This window comes from Streptomyces sp. W1SF4 (assembly GCF_003950035.1).
In the GTDB taxonomy this organism is placed as follows: Bacteria; Actinomycetota; Actinomycetes; order Streptomycetales; family Streptomycetaceae; genus Streptomyces; species Streptomyces racemochromogenes.
On record NZ_CP034350.1, the window covers coordinates 1,624,587 to 1,641,723 of the forward strand.

General features: G+C 69.0%; 12 protein-coding genes. 3 read left to right on the plus strand and 9 right to left on the minus strand.

The annotated features are described in order from the left end of the window. Positions 1 to 28: 28 nt before the first annotated feature. Both dop and arc read right to left on the minus strand, forming a co-directional pair. Positions 29 to 1,540, minus strand: coding sequence for a depupylase/deamidase Dop (dop, locus tag D1J60_RS07710; protein ID WP_125820605.1), 1,512 nt, complete (start codon positions 1,538 to 1,540; stop codon positions 29 to 31). Positions 1,541 to 1,815: 275 nt separating this feature from the next. Next, complete coding sequence (gene arc / locus D1J60_RS07715; RefSeq protein ID WP_125598779.1) at positions 1,816 to 3,582, minus strand: proteasome ATPase; 1,767 nt, start codon at positions 3,580 to 3,582, stop codon at positions 1,816 to 1,818. A 264-nt stretch (positions 3,583 to 3,846) separates the two neighbouring features. Here arc and D1J60_RS07720 point away from each other — a divergent pair, with 264 nt between their 5' ends. Beyond that, on the plus strand, positions 3,847 to 4,167 hold the full coding sequence (locus D1J60_RS07720; RefSeq protein ID WP_042800683.1) for a ferredoxin: 321 nt from the start codon (positions 3,847 to 3,849) through the stop codon (positions 4,165 to 4,167). Positions 4,168 to 4,171: 4 nt separating this feature from the next. Here D1J60_RS07720 and D1J60_RS07725 read toward each other — a convergent pair whose 3' ends face one another. From D1J60_RS07725 to D1J60_RS07735, 3 genes are all read right to left on the minus strand, one after another. After that, positions 4,172 to 4,747, minus strand: coding sequence for a hypothetical protein (locus tag D1J60_RS07725; RefSeq protein WP_125820606.1), 576 nt, complete (start codon positions 4,745 to 4,747; stop codon positions 4,172 to 4,174). A gap of 181 nt (positions 4,748 to 4,928) precedes the next feature. After that, entirely contained in the window at positions 4,929 to 5,825 is an 897-nt protein-coding gene (locus D1J60_RS07730; RefSeq protein WP_007263187.1) for a tRNA (adenine-N1)-methyltransferase, read from the minus strand. Between the two features lie 18 nt (positions 5,826 to 5,843). Continuing rightward, complete coding sequence (locus D1J60_RS07735; RefSeq protein ID WP_125820607.1) at positions 5,844 to 7,043, minus strand: site-2 protease family protein; 1,200 nt, start codon at positions 7,041 to 7,043, stop codon at positions 5,844 to 5,846. 155 nt (positions 7,044 to 7,198) lie between these two features. On the opposite strand from D1J60_RS07735, the gene D1J60_RS07740 reads away from it, so the two are divergent. Both D1J60_RS07740 and D1J60_RS07745 read left to right on the plus strand, forming a co-directional pair. After that, on the plus strand, positions 7,199 to 8,083 hold the full coding sequence (locus D1J60_RS07740; protein WP_185899513.1) for a RecB family exonuclease: 885 nt from the start codon (positions 7,199 to 7,201) through the stop codon (positions 8,081 to 8,083). Positions 8,084 to 8,146: 63 nt separating this feature from the next. Beyond that, positions 8,147 to 8,818, plus strand: coding sequence for a response regulator transcription factor (locus D1J60_RS07745; protein ID WP_125598788.1), 672 nt, complete (start codon positions 8,147 to 8,149; stop codon positions 8,816 to 8,818). Positions 8,819 to 8,895: 77 nt separating this feature from the next. Here D1J60_RS07745 and D1J60_RS07750 read toward each other — a convergent pair whose 3' ends face one another. The 4 genes from D1J60_RS07750 to metH all read right to left on the minus strand — a co-directional run bounded on the left by D1J60_RS07750 (position 8,896) and on the right by metH (position 16,960). Continuing rightward, positions 8,896 to 10,479 carry an ABC transporter substrate-binding protein gene (locus tag D1J60_RS07750; RefSeq protein ID WP_125820608.1) on the minus strand — a complete coding sequence of 528 codons (1,584 nt, stop codon included), beginning with the start codon at positions 10,477 to 10,479 and terminating at the stop codon, positions 8,896 to 8,898. Positions 10,480 to 10,547: 68 nt separating this feature from the next. Beyond that, complete coding sequence (locus tag D1J60_RS07755; protein WP_125820609.1) at positions 10,548 to 12,152, minus strand: ABC transporter substrate-binding protein; 1,605 nt, start codon at positions 12,150 to 12,152, stop codon at positions 10,548 to 10,550. Positions 12,153 to 12,633: 481 nt separating this feature from the next. Further along, positions 12,634 to 13,335 (minus strand): HAD family phosphatase, encoded by a 702-nt coding sequence (locus D1J60_RS07760; RefSeq protein WP_125598797.1) that lies wholly within the window; start codon positions 13,333 to 13,335, stop codon positions 12,634 to 12,636. 112 nt (positions 13,336 to 13,447) lie between these two features. Continuing rightward, positions 13,448 to 16,960, minus strand: a complete 3,513-nt coding sequence (metH, locus tag D1J60_RS07765; protein WP_125820610.1) for a methionine synthase — start codon at positions 16,958 to 16,960, stop codon at positions 13,448 to 13,450. Positions 16,961 to 17,137 lie beyond the last annotated feature (177 nt).

The window sequence follows — 17,137 nt, forward strand, 5'->3', positions numbered from 1 at the left end:
GGGCCCTTTCAGGCCCCGAAGGCGGCATTCACTGTCCGGAAAGCACCCGGACCAGGTCCTCCGCCGTGCGGCAGCGGTCCAGGAGCTCCTTGACGTGGTTGCGGGTCCCCCGGAGGGGCTCCAGGGTGGGGACCCGCTGGAGGGAGTCGCGGCCCGGGAGGTCGAAGATCACCGAGTCCCAGGACGCCGCCGCCACGTCGTCCGCGTACTGCTCCAGACACCGGCCGCGGAAGTACGCCCGGGTGTCCTCCGGCGGCTTGCTCTCGGCCCGCTCCACCGCCGGCTCGTCCAGCAGCCGCTTCATCTTGCCGCGGGCGGCCAGGCGGTTGTACAGGCCCTTCTCGGGCCGTACGTCCGAGTACTGGAGGTCCACCAGGTGGAGGCGGGCCGCGTCCCAGTCGAGACCGTCACGGCGCCGGTAGCCCTCCAGGATCTCCCGCTTGGCGATCCAGTCCAGCTCCCCGGCCAGGCTCATCGGGTCGGTCTCCAGCCGGCCCAGTACGTCCTCCCAGCGTCCCAGGACGTCCTTGGTCTGCTCGTCCGCGTCCGTCCCGAACCGCTCGTCCACGTACTTCCTGGCCAGCTCGAAGTACTCCATCTGGAGCTGTACGGCGGTCAGGGTGCGCCCGCTGCGCAGCGTGATGAGGTGCTGGAGGGAGGGGTCGTGGGAGACCTGGTGGAGGGTGCGGACGGGCTGGTCCACGGCGAGGTCGACGTTGATGAAGCCGTCCTCGATCATGGACAGGACGAGCGCGGTCGTGCCCAGCTTGAGGTACGTGGAGATCTCGGAGAGGTTCGCGTCGCCGATGATCACGTGGAGACGGCGGTACTTCTCGGCGTCCGAGTGGGGTTCGTCGCGGGTGTTGATGATGGGCCGCTTGAGGGTGGTCTCCAGCCCGACCTCGACCTCGAAGTAGTCGGCCCGCTGGCTGATCTGGAAGCCGTGCTCGCGGCCGTCCTGGCCGATGCCGATGCGGCCGGCCCCGGTGACGACCTGGCGGGAGACGAAGAAGGGGGTCAGGTGGCGCACGATGTCCGAGAAGGGGGTCTCCCGCTTCATCAGGTAGTTCTCGTGCGTGCCGTAGGAGGCGCCCTTGTTGTCGGTGTTGTTCTTGTAGAGGTGGATCGGCTGGGCGCCGGGCAGCTGGGCGGCCCGCTCGGCGGCCTCGGCCATGATCCGTTCGCCGGCCTTGTCCCAGAGGACGGCGTCGAGGGGGTTGGTAACCTCGGGCGAGCTGTACTCGGGGTGGGCGTGGTCGACGTAGAGGCGCGCGCCGTTCGTGAGGATGACGTTGGCGAGGCCGATGTCCTCGTCGGTCAGCTGGCTGCTGTCGGCGGCCTCGCGGGCGAGGTCGAAGCCGCGGGCGTCCCGCAGCGGATTCTCCTCCTCGAAATCCCAGCGGGCGCGTCGCGCCCGGTGCATCGCCGCCGCGTAGGCGTTGACGATCTGGGACGAGGTGAGCATGGCATTGGCGTTCGGGTGCCCCGGAACGGAGATCCCGTACTCCGTTTCGATCCCCATTACTCGCCGTACGGTCATGCGGCCCTCCTTGCCCGGCGGCGCTCCCGTTCGGGAGCGGCGCTCAAGTACCGCTGGTGCTCCGGTGCGTCGTGTGCGGTGCCCGTCCCCGCGCTGCGCGACCGGCGGTACGGAAGAGCCTAGAACCACTCCGCGCTGGTGGGGAGATCATTTCAGTCATTGAATTCGCCTTGTCACCGGCTGAAAAGGGCGGGGCCAAGGCCGGCCGTGAATGCGGGGCGGTAAAGCAGTCGGCCGCGGGTGCCATGTGAGGCACCCGCGGCCGCCTCGCTCCGTCAGAGGTACTGACCTGTGTTCGCCACCGTGTCGATGGAGCGTCCGGTGTCCGCGCCCTGCTTTCCGGTGACGAGCGTGCGGATGAATACGATCCGCTCGCCCTTCTTTCCGGAGATGCGGGCCCAGTCGTCCGGGTTGGTGGTGTTGGGCAGGTCCTCGTTCTCCTTGAACTCGTCCACGCAGGCCTGGAGGAGGTGGGAGACCCTCAGGCCCTTCTGGTTGTGTTCGAGGAAGGCCTTGATGGCCATCTTCTTGGCCCGGTCCACGATGTTCTGGATCATGGCGCCGGAGTTGAAGTCCTTGAAGTACAGGACTTCCTTGTCGCCGTTGGCGTACGTGACCTCGAGGAAGCGGTTCTCCTCGGATTCGGCGTACATCTGCTCGACCACGGTCTGGATCATGCTGTGGACGGCCACCTGGGGCGAGCCGGAGTGTTCGCTGAGGTCGTCCGTGTGGAGCGGGAGCGAGGCCTTGAGGTACTTGGCGAAGATGTCCTTCGCCGCCTCGGCGTCCGGGCGCTCGATCTTGATCTTCACGTCGAGGCGGCCGGGGCGCAGGATGGCCGGGTCGATCATGTCCTCGCGGTTGGAGGCGCCGATGACGATGACGTTCTCCAGGCCTTCCACGCCGTCGATCTCGGCGAGCAGCTGGGGGACGATGGTGTTCTCCACGTCCGAGCTGACGCCGGATCCGCGGGTGCGGAAGAGGGATTCCATCTCGTCGAAGAAGACGATGACGGGGGTGCCCTCGCTCGCCTTCTCCCTCGCACGCTGGAAGACGAGGCGGATGTGCCGCTCGGTCTCGCCGACGTACTTGTTGAGGAGCTCGGGTCCCTTGATGTTCAGGAAGTACGACTTGCCGGCCGCCTGCCCGGTCACTTCCGCGACCTTCTTGGCAAGGGAGTTGGCGACGGCCTTGGCGATGAGCGTCTTGCCGCAGCCGGGCGGGCCGTAGAGCAGGATGCCCTTCGGGGGCCGCAGTTCGTGCTCCTTGAAGAGGTCGGGGTAGAGGTACGGGAGCTCGACGGCGTCGCGGATCAGCTCGATCTGGTCGCCCAGGCCGCCGATCTTGTCGTAGTCGATGTCCGGGACCTCTTCGAGGACCAGGTCCTCGACCTCGCTCTTGGGGACGACCTCGTAGACGTAGCCGGAGCGGGGTTCGAGCAGGAGGGCGTCGCCGGGGCGGATGGTGATGTCCAGGAGCGGCTCGGCGAGCCTCACCACCCTCTCCTCGTCGGTGTGCCCGACCACCAGGGCGCGCTCGCCGTCCTCGAGGATTTCCTTGAGGGTGACGATGTCCCCGGCCCGCTCGAATTCCATGGCCTCGACCACGTTGAGCGCTTCGTTGAGCATGACCTCCTGGCCGCGCCGGAGGTCTTCCGGGTCGACGCTGGGGCTCACGTTCACGCGGAGCTTGCGCCCGCCGGTGAAGATGTCGACGGTGCCGTCCTCGTTCGCCTGAAGGAAGACACCGAAGCCGGCCGGCGGCTGTGCGAGCCGGTCGACTTCTTCCTTGAGGGCCACGATCTGGTCGCGGGCCTCACGGAGGGTGTTCGCCAGGCGTTCGTTCTGCGCGGAGACGCCTGCCAGATTCGTCTGGAGCTCGACGATCCGCTCTTCGAGAATCCTCGTGTGCCGCGGAGAGTCGGCGAGCTTGCGTCGCAGGACGGCGATTTCCTGCTCGAGATAGGCAACCTGGCCAGCGGGGTCCTCAGACCCTCGCCCGGGCCGGATGCCGCGGTTGATGTCGTCGTCGTGGGCTGCCACGGTCCTCACCTCCTCCAAGGGGAGCTGGACGCTTCCTGACCCTACCTGGGCTGGTGGTGATTGAAACCCCTAGATCACAAAGACGGTAGAGGTGTGTCCGATCTTCACCCTTGCGTACTCCCTCACGCCAGGGAAATACCCACCGTTCAACATCGGAAAGCAGCCGGTTGTAAGGTCGAAGCGTTCAACACCCGCCAGGGCTGGCGCGACTTGCCGCGAGTCGTGTTCGGGGCGGATCACTCAGAGCAGGAAACGGCAGGAGATATGACCGTGCAGCAGGAGGCCCCGACAGGTGGTTCCGACGGGGCCGGGGAGCCGCTGGAGGTCTGGATCGACCAGGACCTGTGCACCGGGGACGGCATCTGCGTGCAGTACGCCCCGGAGGTGTTCGAGCTGGACATCGATGGTCTGGCGTACGTGAAGAGCGCCGACGACGAACTGCTGCAGGAGGCGGGGGCGACCACTCCGGTTCCTCTGGTGCTCCTGCAGGACGTGGTCGATTCGGCCAAGGAATGTCCGGGGGACTGCATCCACGTGCGCCGCGTTTCGGACAGGGTCGAGGTGTACGGCCCGGACGCGGAGTGACGCTTCAAACACGTCCCGCGGCTGAATCCGTCAGCTCCTGGCGGAATTTCCCGACGGCCCAGCGCCAGGTGGCGAGCTCCTTCACATCGGGTTCGTAGCGCGGCACGGAGGGTGAGGAGTAGCCGAGCAGGCGTGCGGTGACGGTGCCGTCGCCGATGGTGAGGTCCGTCACGGTGCGTCGGCGTCCGGCGTCGAGGAGGGTGGCGACGACCCGGGGGGCGGAGCCCTCCTGCGGGCCCTGGGCCAGTACGTAGAGGGCGTGGGGCGGGGTGCCGGTGCCGGCGTCGCAGCGGACGGCCGCGACGGTCTCGGGGCGGCCGTCGCCGTCGAGGTCGCCCTGGGCGGTTTCGGTGACGGTGTGCGGGGTGCCCTTGCAGTCGAGGGGGTACGCGGCCGCGTGCGCGTCGGGGGCCGTCGCTGACGGGGCGGCGTCCGGGCCGGGCGCGGGGGTGGCTCCGGTGGCCCGGCCTGGCTGGAGCAGTCCGGCGCCGGCTATGACGGCGGCGAGGGCGGTGGCCGTGGCGAGCCAGTGGAGGGGCCTGGTGCGACGGTGCGCCAGGTCGGTGGGGCTGTGCAGCACGCCGGGTGTCTCCTGTGCGAAGGGTGACGGGGAGCCAGCATCGTGCCACACGTCACACGGGAGTGGAACGGCCGGGTCCGACCCGCACGAGGCCGCCTCCCGGCAACGAGAAGGCGCTGTGGCGCAGTTCCCGGTTCACAGGGGGAACTGCGCCACAGCGCCTTCGTGTTGGCGGGGTGCGCTACGCGGAGCGGTCGCTGCCGGGGCCCTCGTAGTCCTCGCCGTAGGCGCCCTTGGAGGGGCGGCGGCGGCGCATGGGGGGCTCGACGCCGTCGGCGAGGCGGCGGGCGGTGACGAGGAAGCCGGTGTGGCCGATCATCCGGTGGTCGGGGCGGACGGCGAGGCCTTCGACGTGCCAGTTGCGGATCATCGATTCCCACGGCTGCGGCTCGGCGTAGCAGCCGAACTCGCGGATGGACTCGACGGTGCGCGAGAGCTGGGTGGTGGTGGCCACGTAGCAGCAGAGGATGCCGCCGGGGACGAGGGCCTTGGAGACGGCCTCCAGGCACTCCCAGGGGGCGAGCATGTCGAGGATGACGCGGTCGACGTCGGTGTCGGACAGATTGTCCTGGAGGTCGCCGACGGTCAGCTGCCACGCGGGGTGGGGGCCGCCGAAGTAGCGCTCGACGTTGGCCGTGGCGATCTCTGCGAAGTCCGCGCGGCGCTCGTAGCTGTGGAGCATGCCCTGGTCACCGATGGCGCGCAGCAGGAAGCTGCTGAGGGAGCCGGAGCCCACTCCTGCCTCCACGACGCGGGCGCCGGGGAAGATGTCGGCGAAGGCCAGGATCTGGCCCGCGTCCTTGGGGTAGACCACGGCGGCGCCGCGGGGCATGGACAGGACATAGTCGGGGAGCAGGGGGCGCAGCGCGAGGTACGCGACGTTCCCCGTGGTACGGACAACACTGCCCTCGGGAGCACCGATCAGCTCGTCGTGGGGGAAGGAACCCTTGTGGGTGTGGAAATTCTTCCCGGCTTCGAGCGTGAACGTGTAGTGGCGGCCCTTGGGGTCGGTGAGCTGAACCTGGTCCCCGACCTCGAAGGGCCCGCGTCGGCGGGCGGCACCGGTCGGTTCGGACATGTGACCAGTGTATTGGCTTCAGGACTGGGGCCGCGCCATGGCCTTCACGAAGGCCTTCTCGACGTCGAGGGTGGACAGGACGCCGTAGATCTCGCCGGTGGGTTCGAGGACGAGGTATTCGGTGGCGGGGGTGGCGCGGAGGTGGTCGAGGAGTTCTTCGCCGGTGAGGTCCGCGGAAACCTTCATGCCGTCGGTGAGGTCCTGGGCGAGGGTGCTGACGGCGACCCAGGGGCGGCGGTGTTCGGGGACGGAGGCGATGGCTGTCTCGCGGACGATGGCGGTGGGGTCGCCCTGGCCGTCGACGACGACGAGGGCGCGGGCTCCGGCTTCGTTGGCGCGGCGGAGGGCTTCGGAGAGGGGGGTGGCGGTCTGGACGGGGATGGCGCGGCGGGTGAGGGCGCGGGCGCGGAGTTCGGGGAGGTGTTCGCGCAGGCGGGCCATGCGGAGGCTGTTGCCGGCGCCGGTCCAGATGATGGCGGCCAGGATCGCGGCGAGGAGGGCGTCCATGACGGTGTCCATGCCGCCGATTTCCCGGGTGGGGTTGCCGAGGACCCCGGTCTGGGTGAGGAGGGGCAGTCCGATGAGGACGGTGACGGCGAGGGCGCGGCCGACCCAGGCGGCGGCGACGGTGCCGGTCATGGGTTTGCCGGTGATGCCCCAGATGACGGCGCGGAGCATGCGGCCGCCGTCGAGGGGGAGGCCGGGCAGGAGGTTGAAGGCGGCGACGAGGAGGTTGGAGATCATCAGGCCGGCGAGGAGGACGCCGGGGACGGTGGCGGGGTGGACGGCCTTCATGCCGAGGTAGAAGGCTCCGGCGAGGGCGAGGGAGAGGAGGGGGCCGACGAAGGCGAGGGCGAATTCGCGGCCGGGGGTCTCAGACTCCTTCTCGATCTCGGAGACGCCGCCGAAGAACTGGAGCTGGATGCGGCGCACGGGGAGTTTGTAGCGGAGCGCGGCGATGGTGTGTGCCAGTTCGTGGACGAGGACGGAGGCGTAGAAGGCGACGGCGAAGAAGAGGGAGACGAGGTAGCGGGCGGGGCCGAGGTCGGGCAGGACCCGGTCGAGCTGGTCTCCGAAGACCCAGGTGATGAGCGCGGCGACGAGGAACCAGCTGGGCGAGACGTAGACGGGCACGCCGAAGGGGCGGCCCATGAGGATGCCGCCGCCCGGGTCGGAGCGCTTGGACCTGCGCTCGCCGGATTCGTCGGTGTCTGCCACGGTTTTCCTTCGTTCGTGCGGTGCTTGCGGGGGGTCGCGTCGCGTCGGTGGCGCGGTGCGCTGTTGCGCGGTGTGATGCTCCGATCATGCAGGGCGAGGGGCCCGTAGTCGATGGTATGCGCGTGCTGTCTGTCCCGGGTCGTAGGGTTTTACGCATGACGACGACCCCCGGTGCCGGTTCCGCAGATGCTTCTACGGGTGTTTCCCGGCCGACCTCGCTGTCCCCGTCGCGGGCCGGTGACTTCATGCAGTGCCCGTTGCTGTACCGGTTCCGGGTGATCGACCGGCTTCCGGAGAAGCCGAGTGCGGCGGCGACGCGGGGGACGCTGGTGCACGCGGTGCTGGAGCGGCTCTTCGATCATCCGGCGCACGAGCGGACGGTGCCGCGGGCGAAGGAGCTGCTGCCGGGGCAGTGGGAGCGGCTGCTGGAGGCGAAGCCGGAGCTGGCGGACCTGTTCCCGGAGGGGGACGAGGGGGCGGGGCTGGCGCGCTGGCTGTCGGAGGCGGAGGCGCTGGTGGAGCGCTGGTTCACGTTGGAGGACCCGACGCGGCTGGAGCCGGTGGAGCGGGAGTTCTTCGTGGAGGCGGAGCTGGAGTCGGGGCTGCGGCTGCGCGGGATCATCGACCGGGTGGACGTGGCGGCGACGGGTGAGGTGCGGATCGTCGACTACAAGACGGGCAAGGCGCCGCGGCCGGAGTACGCGGAGGGTGCGCTGTTCCAGATGAAGTTCTACGCGCTGGTGGTGTGGCGGCTGCGGCAGGTGGTGCCGCGGCGGCTGCAGCTGGTGTATCTGGGGAGCGGGGACGTGCTGACGTACGACCCGGTGCCGGCGGACCTGGAGCGGGTGGAGCGGAAGCTGCACGCGCTGTGGGAGGCGATCCGGGAGGCGACGGAGACGGGTGACTGGCGGCCGCGGCCGACGAAGCTGTGCGGGTGGTGTGACCATCGGTCGGTGTGTCCGGAGTTCGGGGGCACTCCCCCGGTGTATCCGCTGGTGGTGCGGCCTCGGGACGGGGCGGATCGCCCGGCCGGTTCCTGATCGGCCGGCCAGGGCAGAATGGGCGGCGTCCGCCGTTGCCGCCCGATGAATACGAGGTACCCCGTGGCGATCCGCGTCCTGCTGGTCGACGACCAGCCACTGCTGCGCACCGGCTTCCGGATGATTCTGGAGGCGGAGGGGGACCTGGTGGTGGTGGGTGAGGCCGGGGACGGTCTGCAGGCGTTGGAGCAGGTGCGGGCGCTGCAGCCGGACGTGGTGCTGATGGACATCCGGATGCCACGGATGGACGGGGTGGAGGCGACCCGGCAGATCACCGGGCCGGAGCGGAACGGGCCGGCGAAGGTGCTGGTGCTGACCACGTTCGATCTGGACGAGTACGTGGTGGAGGCGCTGCGGGCGGGGGCGAGCGGGTTCCTGTTGAAGGACGCGCCGGCGACGGAGCTGGTGCAGGCGATCCGGGTGGTCGCGGCGGGTGAGGCGATGCTGGCGCCGAGCATCACGCGGCGGTTGCTGGACAAGTACGCCGGTCATCTGCCGTCGGGTGAGCAGGGTCTGCCGGACACGCTGGGGACGCTGACCGAGCGTGAGGTGGAGGTGTTGAGGCTGGTGGCCCGGGGGCTGTCGAACGCGGAGATCGCGGCGGACCTGTTCGTCAGCGAGACGACGGTGAAGACGCACGTGGGGCACGTGCTGACGAAGCTGGGTCTGCGCGACCGGGTGCAGGCGGCGGTGTACGCGTACGAGAGCGGTCTGGTGCGGCCGGGGGCGCAGTAGGGCGTACGGCCCCGCGGGTACGGCTGCGCCCCGGCTCCCTTCTCGGGTGCCGGGGCGCAGGTGTGTCCGGGGCCGGGTCAGCCCTTGCTGATCTCCCAGAAGCGGAAGACCGTGGAGGCGTCCAGGGACCACTGGAGGCCGGTCACGTTCTGGCGGGCGACGGCGTACTGCTTGCTCTGCCAGAGCGGGAGGATCGGGAGCTCGTCGGCGACGATGTCCTGGAGGCGGGTGTAGTCCGTGTTGGCCGCGGTGCGGTCGGACTTGGTGGAGGTGGCGGGGATGATGGTCCCGCTGATCTCCTTGTTGTCGTAGTTGTTGCGCAGGACGTTGTCCGGGCCGAAGAACGGCTGGGTGAAGTTGTCGGCGTCGGGGTAGTCGGGGACCCAGCCCTTGACGTAGACGCCGTACTTGCCGGCGTCGATGTCCTTCTCGTACTGCTCGAACTCGACGGACTTGACGTCGGCGTCGAAGAGGCCGCTGTCGTTGAGCTGCTTGGCGATGACCTGGAACTGGTGGTCGGTGGAGGGGCCGTAGCGGGACGGCGTGGACCACAGGGTCAGCTTGATCTTGCCGGTGATGTTGGCGGCCTTGAGGACCGCCTTGGCCTTCTCCAGCTGCGGCGAGCCGCCGTAGCGGTCGAAGTAGGGGGTGGTGTGTCCGGCGATGCCGGCCGGGACGATCGAGTAGAGCGGGGCGGCGGTGCCCGCGTACACGTCCTTGACGAGCGCTTCGCGGTCGACGAGGTAGGCGATGGCCTTGCGGACGGGGAGCTTGCCGACGACGGGGTCGTTCACGTTGAAGACCATGTGCTCGACTTCTGCGCCGGTGCCCTGGACGACGTCGACCTTGTTGTCGCCGGTCTTGGTGGCGGCGAGGCCGGCGATGTCCTTGGCGGCGAGGCCGCGGAAGGCGAAGTCGACGTCGCCGCTCTCCAGGACGGTCTTGAGGCCGGCCTGGTCGCCGTTGAAGAACTTCAGCGTGACGCCGGTGTTCTTGGCCTTGGCCTTGCCGCTGTAGGAGTCGTTGACGGAGAAGTTGGCGCTCTTCTCGCTGAAGGCGTCCAGCTTGTAGACGCCGGACCCGACGGCCTTGTTGTCGGTGCGGAGCTTGTCGGCCGGGTATTCCTTGTGGTCGACGATGGCGCCCGCGCCCGACGCGATCTTGCTGGGGAAGGTGGCGTCGGAGGACTTCAGCCTGAAGACGACGGTCTTCTCGTCGGGGGCCTCGATGCTCGCGATCGACGACAGCATGACGGCGGGGCCGTTGGCGTCGTTGATCTTCAGCGTGCGTTCGAAGGAGAACTTGACGTCCTTCGAGGTGAGGCTGTTGCCGTTGCTGAACTTCAGGCCGCTGCGCAGGGTGCACTTGTACACCTTGCTGTCGCCGCCCTCGAAGTTGCAGGCCTGGGCGGCGTCGGGCTCGGGGGTGGTGCCGCCCTTGGGGAACGTCAGCAGGGACTGGAAGACGTTGTTGAAGAGCAGCCAGGAGCCCGGGTCGTAGCCCGATGCGGGGTCGACGGACTTCACCTTGTCGGATATGCCCATGACCACGCCCTTGCCGTTGCCGGCGGCGGAGCCGTCCTGCGAACCGCAACCGCTGAGCAGCGCTGCGGCAGTGGCCGCGCCGAGCGGGGCTGCCAACCACTGGTTACGTCTCTTCACGCGAATTCCTTCACAGTCTTGTCTGTCGTTGCGCCGGCCTGCGACGTCCGCCGCCGGTCCTGCCGGTCTCAGCCGCTGACACCCCGGCCGAGTTCCCACAGCTGGAGGTCGGAGATGGCGTTGACCGACCATTCCACTCCGGTGATCCCGTCGCGTGCGGCGACGTACTGCTTGCCCTGCCACAGGGGCAGGACGGGGACGTCGTCGGCGACGATGTCCTGCATCTCCGTGATCGCGGGCACGGCGACGTTGCGGTCGGCCGCGCGGCGGGATTCGGGGATGAGCCTGGTGCGCACCGCGGTGTTGGCGTACGGCGTGCCCAGGAAGTTGTCCTGCTCCAGGAACGGGGCGAGGAAGTTGTCGGGGTCCGGGTAGTCGGGGAACCAGCCGAGCCCGTAGGCGGCGTAGTCGCCCTTCTTCTGGGCGGGGCGGAAGGTGCCCCACTCGTTGCCCTGGACGGTGATGTCGAACAGCTGGGTGGAGTTCAGCTGGGCCTTGAGGGCGTCGAACTCGGCGGCGGTGCCGTCGCCGTAGTGGTCCGTGGTGTAGTTCAGGGTGAGCTTGACGGGGGGCTTGACCCCGGCGGCCTTGAGGATGTCGGCGGCCTTGGCGGTGTTGGCCTCGCCGTACTTGTTGTAGAACGAGTTGACGTGGCCGGGCACGGCGGTGGGGACGAGCGAGTACAGGGGCTGCGCGGACTTGCCGTAGACCTTGGAGATGACGTTGTTGCGGTCGACGGCGGCGGCGAGGGCCTGGCGCACGGCCTTGTTGCTGACGGTCGGGGCGTCGGTGTTGAAGCCGATGTAGCGGATTTCGAGGCCGGGCATCGGGGTGAGCTTGACGCCCTTGGGGGGAGTCTTGGCGAACTCGGCGATCTGGGCGGGCGACAGGGTGCGGGAGACCACGTGGATCTTCCCGTCGGTGAGCGCCTTGCCCATGGTGGCGGAGTCGTCGAAGGTGCGCAGTTCGACCTTGTCGTTCTGCGGCTTGATGTCGCCCTTGTAGTTCGGGTTCTTGGTGAAGACGGCGCGGACGAGGTGGTTGTCCTTGACTTCGGCCTTCATCGTGTAGGGGCCGGAGCCGTCGACGGTGAAGCCGGGGCGGAGCTTCTTGGCCTCGTAGTTCTTCTCGCTGACGATGCCCGCGGCGGGGGTGGCGAGCTTGTACGGGAAGGTCGCGTCGGCGGTCTTGAGGTGGAAGACGACGGTGTCGGTGCCCTTGGTCTCGACGGTGTCGAGGGTGGAGAGGAGGGCGGAGGGGCCGTTCTCGTCCTTGATCGCGCGGACGCGGTCGATGGAGAACTTGACGTCCTTGGCGGTGACCGGGTCGCCACTGGCGAACTTCAGGCCGGGCCGCAGGGTGCAGCGGTAGCTCTCGTTGCCGGTGTCGGTGAAGCGGCAGTCGGAGGCGGCTTCGGGGACGGGCTGGCCGCCGCCGCGCGGGGTGTGCACGAGCGTCTGGACGGTCTGGCGCAGGATGTTCCAGGCGCCGGCGTCGTAGGCGTAGGCGGGGTCGAAGGGGGCGGGAGCGTAGTCGGCGGCCTCGAACCGGTCGGTGGTGCCGACGACGATCGCTCCGGACGCTGCTCCTCCGCCGCTCGCGCTGCCGCATGCGGACAGCGCGGGGGTGAGCAGGCCGATCGCGGCCGTCAGCACCATGGTCTTGCGGTTCATGCTGGAAGTACTCCCTCACCCGGCACTTGTTCAAAGCGGCGTAGAGGGCACTTCGCGGCGGTCGCCCGTTCAGGGCGGAACGATCGGGCCGGTGTTTGACGATCGGTCCACGCGCGTACCGGCGCAAGGGTGCGCGGCCGGTGCGGCAAGGGTGCGTGCGGAGTGCCCGCGTCGACATTAGTGGGCTGGGGCGGGATGGCTGGAACTGGCAGGAGTTGGGGTGTAATCGCACCGTGATGGGTGCGGACTTACCGCTTATGCCGGAGTCCTCGCAGATGCGGTCAGGAGATGATCAATCCGGACACAAGGGAAGCCCCCGGAGCCGGTGTGGGAGCTCGGCGGGGGCTTCCCGGGTGACCAAGGTCACCTGAAATGTCGCGTACGGAGAGGATGGAATTTCGGCCTCCGGGGTTAAGAGCGGAAGATCCTCTCGTCGGACCTCCAGCTCGCCCCCGTTCTGTTCGGTACGGAGCGTGCGCGCTCAGTTCATCGTAGTGATGAGCGAGCGCAGGAAGGGGAGGTCCACGTCCTCGAGCGAGCGCACGATGGTCCGGCCGGGCGCGGGCGCGATGACGCCGACGGAGGGGACGGCCACGACGCGGCAGCCGGCCGCCTCGGCGGCGGCGACCCCGGTGGCGGTGTCCTCGATGACGGCGCAGCGCGAGGGGTGCGCGCCGAGGGTGCCGGCCGCGAGCAGGTACGGGTCGGGGTGGGGCTTCGTACGGGGTACCTCGTCGCCGGCGACCGTCAGCGTGAAGCGGTCGCGGCCGAGGGTGAGCAGCACCTGGTCGATGACGCGGCGGTGCGAGGCGGAGACCAGGGCGGTGGGCACGTTGTGCCGGGCCAGCTCGCTCAGCAGGCGCTCGGCGCCGGGCATCAGGGGGACCCGGTCGGCGATGCGGGCCTCGAACCGCTCGTTGAGCAGGACGCTCAGCTCGGCGAGGCCGATGGCGGCCCCGGTCCGCTCGATGAGGAAGGACGCGCTGCGGCTCATGGGACCGCCGACGACCACGTCCCGCCAGGACTCCTCCAGGCGGTGGCCTAGCTCCAGGAAGATCTGTTCCTCGATCTCCCACCAGAAGCCCTCGGTGTCGACGAGGGTGCCGTCCATGTCCAGCAGCACCGCCTGCAGGGCGTGCCCGTCGGCCGTGCGGGCGACGGGTGCGGGAACGGTGCTGGTCATGCGTACGCCTCTCGTGGGGACGACAAGGCCGGTCACCTCGCCCCGCAGGGGACATCCCCTGGGGAACAGGTGACCGGCCTGTTTGGGACCGACCAGTGTACGCCGGTCCGCGTCAGCGTGCGTTGAAATACTTCGCTTCGGGGTGGTGAATCACCAGAGCGTCGGTGGACTGCTCGGGGTGGAGCTGGAACTCCTCCGAGAGGTGGACGCCGATCCGCTCCGGCTGGAGGAGGTCGGCGATCTTGGCACGGTCCTCCAGGTCGGGGCAGGCGCCGTAGCCGAGGGAGAAGCGGGCACCGCGGTACTTGAGGTCGAACATGTCCTCGACCTTGTCGGGGTCCTCGCCGCCGAAGCCGAGCTCGGCGCGGACGCGGGCGTGCCAGTACTCGGCGAGGGCCTCGGCGAGCTGGACGGAGAGGCCGTGGAGCTCCAGGTACTCGCGGTAGGAGTCGGACTCGAACAGCTTGGCCGTGGCCTCGCCGATCCTGGAGCCGACGGTGACCACCTGGAGGCCGATGACGTCGGTCTCGCCGGAGTCCTCCGGGCGGAAGAAGTCGGCGAGGCACAGGCGGCGGCCGCGGCGCTGGCGCGGGAAGGTGAAGCGGGTCCGCTCGTTGCCCTGCTCGTCGAGGATGATCAGGTCGTCGCCCTTGGAGACGCACGGGAAGTAGCCGTAGACCACGGCCGCTTCCAGGAGGTTCTCGGTGTGCAGCTTCTCCAGGAGGCCGCGCAGACGCGGACGGCCCTCGCTCTCGACGAGCTCCTCGTACGTGGCCCCGCCGGCGCGGGCCTGCTTGAGGCCCCACTGGCCCTTGAACAGGGCGCCCTCGTCCAGCCAGGAGGCGTAGTCCTTGAGCGGGATGCCCTTGATGACGCGGGTGCCCCAGAAGGGCGGGGTGGGCACCGGGTTGTCGACGGCGACGTCGGAGCGGGCGCCGGACTCCTCCGGCTCCTCCACCGGGAGGGCGGGGGTGTCCCGCTTGGCCACGCGGCGCTGCTTGAGCTCGGGCAGGGCGGCGCCGGGGACGCCGCGCTTGACGGCGATCAGCGCGTCCATCAGCCGCAGGCCTTCGAACGCGTCCCGGGCGTAGCGGACCTCGCCCTCGTAGATCTCGTGGAGGTCCTGTTCGACGTAGGCGCGGGTGAGGGCGGCGCCGCCGAGGATCACCGGGTAGTCGGCCGCCAGCTTGCGCTGGTTGAGCTCCTCCAGGTTCTCCTTCATGATCACCGTGGACTTCACCAGCAGCCCGGACATGCCGATCACGTCGGCCTTGTGCTCCTGCGCGGCCTCCAGGATCGCCGAGACCGGCTGCTTGATGCCGATGTTCACCACGTTGTAGCCGTTGTTGGTCAAGATGATGTCGACCAGGTTCTTGCCGATGTCATGGACATCCCCGCGGACCGTGGCCAGCACGATCGTGCCCTTGCCCTCGTCGTCCGTCTTCTCCATGTGCGGCTCGAGGTAGGCGACCGCCGTCTTCATCACCTCCGCCGACTGCAGGACGAACGGCAGCTGCATCTGCCCGGAACCGAACAGCTCACCGACGACCTTCATGCCCTCCAGCAGGGTGTCGTTGACGATGTCCAGCGCCGGCCGGGACTGCAGGGCCTCGTCCAGGTCCGCCTCCAGGCCGTTCTTCTCGCCGTCGATGATCCGCCGCTGGAGCCGCTCCTCCAGCGGCAGCGCCAGGAGCTCCTCCGCACGGCCGGCCTTCAGCGACTTCGTGTTCACCCCCTCGAAGAGGGCCATCAGCTTCTGCAGCGGGTCGTAGTCACCCTCACGCCGGTCGTAGATCAGGTCGAGGGCGGTGCTGACCTGCTCCTCGTCGAACCGGGCGATCGGCAGGATCTTCGACGCGTGCACGATCGCCGAGTCCAGACCCGCCTTGACGCACTCGTCCAGGAACACCGAGTTCAGCAGCACCCGGGCCGCCGGATTCAGACCGAAGGAGATGTTCGACAGACCCAGCGTCGTCTGCACGTCCGGATGACGGCGCTTGAGCTCACGGATCGACTCGATCGTCGCGATCCCGTCCTTGCGCGACTCCTCCTGCCCCGTGCAGATCGTGAACGTCAGCGTGTCGATCAGGATGTCCGACTCCCGGATCCCCCAGTTCGACGTCAAATCCTCGATCAGGCGTTCGGCGATGGCGACCTTGTGCTCGACCGTACGGGCCTGGCCCTCCTCGTCGATCGTCAGCGCGATCAACGCAGCACCATGCTCCCGCGCCAGACGCGTCACCTTCGCGAACCGCGACTCGGGCCCGTCACCGTCCTCGTAGTTGACCGAGTTGATGACCGCACGCCCGCCCAGCTTCTCCAGCCCCGCCTGGATCACCGGCACCTCGGTCGAGTCCAGGACGATGGGCAGGGTGGAGGCGGTGGCGAAACGCCCCGCCAGCTCCCGCATGTCCGCGACACCGTCACGGCCCACGTAGTCCACGCACAAATCCAGCATGTGCGCGCCCTCACGGATCTGGTCCCGCGCCATCTCCACACAGTCGTCCCAGCGGCCCTCCAGCATCGCCTCACGGAACTTCTTCGACCCGTTCGCGTTCGTCCGCTCACCGATCGCCATGTACGAGGTGTCCTGCCGGAACGGCACCGTCTGATAGAGCGACGCCGCACCCGCCTCCGGCTGCGGACTGCGCTCGGTCACCGCCGTGCCCCGCACCCGCTCCACCACCTGCCGCAGATGCTCCGGCGTCGTACCACAGCAGCCGCCCACCAGCGACAGCCCGTACTCACGGACGAAGGTCTCCTGCGCGTCCGCCAGCTCGGAGGCCGACAGCGGATAGTGCGCGCCCTGCTTCGTCAGCACCGGCAGGCCCGCGTTCGGCATGCACGACAGCGGGATCCGCGCGTTGCGGGCGAGGTAGCGCAGGTGCTCGCTCATCTCCGCCGGACCCGTCGCACAGTTCAGACCGATCATGTCGATCCCCAGCGGCTCCAACGCCGTCAGCGCCGCACCGATCTCCGACCCCAGCAGCATCGTGCCGGTGGTCTCGACGGTGACGGAGCAGATGAGCGGGACGGTGACGCCGAGGGCCTCCATGGCGCGGCGGGCGCCGATGATGGAGGACTTGGTCTGGAGGAGGTCCTGGGTGGTCTCCACGAGCAGCGCGTCCGCGCCGCCGGAGATGAGGCCCTCGGCGTTGATCTGGTAGGCGTCGCGGATCTGGGCGTAGGTGATGTGGCCCAGGGTGGGCAGCTTGGTGCCGGGGCCGATGGAGCCGAGGACCCAGCGCTGCTGTCCGGTGGAGGCGGTGAACTCGTCGGCCACCTGACGGGCGATGCGTGCGCCGGCCTCGGACAGCTCGAAGTTGCGGTCGGGGATGTCGTACTCGGCGAGGGCCGCGTAGTTCGCGCCGAAGGTGTTGGTCTCGACGCAGTCCACGCCCACGGAGAAGTAGGCCTCGTGGACCGAGCGGACGATGTCCGGGCGGGTGACGTTGAGTACCTCGTTGCAGCCTTCCAGCTGCTGGAAGTCCTCCATCGAGGGGTCCTGTGCCTGGAGCATGGTTCCCATGGCTCCGTCGGCGACGACCACCCGGGTCGCGAGCGCCTCTCGGAGGGCATCGGCCCGTGTCTGGGTGTCTGCGGGCGGGTTCGGCAACGAGGCCATGGTTGAGCTCCCTGGGCTGCGACGGCTGTCGGCTTTGCACCCTCTGTGTCAAGGGTGCACGCGGTCAGGGTAACCGCGCGGCGGCGGCCCCGGTGAGGGCGTCCCACGTGGCGGACTGCATCCTGTGGCCGGGAGCCGCGTGGGAGGGTGCCCCGGTCGCGCCGCACCGGGAATCAC

Excerpts from the sequence above, each read along its gene's own strand:
- dop (WP_125820605.1), bottom strand. The coding sequence starts at position 1,540 with ATGACCGTACGGCGAGTAATGGGGATCGAAACGGAGTACGGGATCTCC.
- D1J60_RS07720 (WP_042800683.1), top strand. The coding sequence starts at position 3,847 with ATGACCGTGCAGCAGGAGGCCCCGACAGGTGGTTCCGACGGGGCCGGG.
- D1J60_RS07730 (WP_007263187.1), bottom strand. The coding sequence starts at position 5,825 with ATGTCCGAACCGACCGGTGCCGCCCGCCGACGCGGGCCCTTCGAGGTC.
- D1J60_RS07740 (WP_185899513.1), top strand. The coding sequence starts at position 7,199 with ATGACGACGACCCCCGGTGCCGGTTCCGCAGATGCTTCTACGGGTGTT.
- D1J60_RS07755 (WP_125820609.1), bottom strand. The coding sequence starts at position 12,152 with ATGAACCGCAAGACCATGGTGCTGACGGCCGCGATCGGCCTGCTCACC.
- D1J60_RS07760 (WP_125598797.1), bottom strand. The coding sequence starts at position 13,335 with ATGACCAGCACCGTTCCCGCACCCGTCGCCCGCACGGCCGACGGGCAC.
- metH (WP_125820610.1), bottom strand. The coding sequence starts at position 16,960 with ATGGCCTCGTTGCCGAACCCGCCCGCAGACACCCAGACACGGGCCGAT.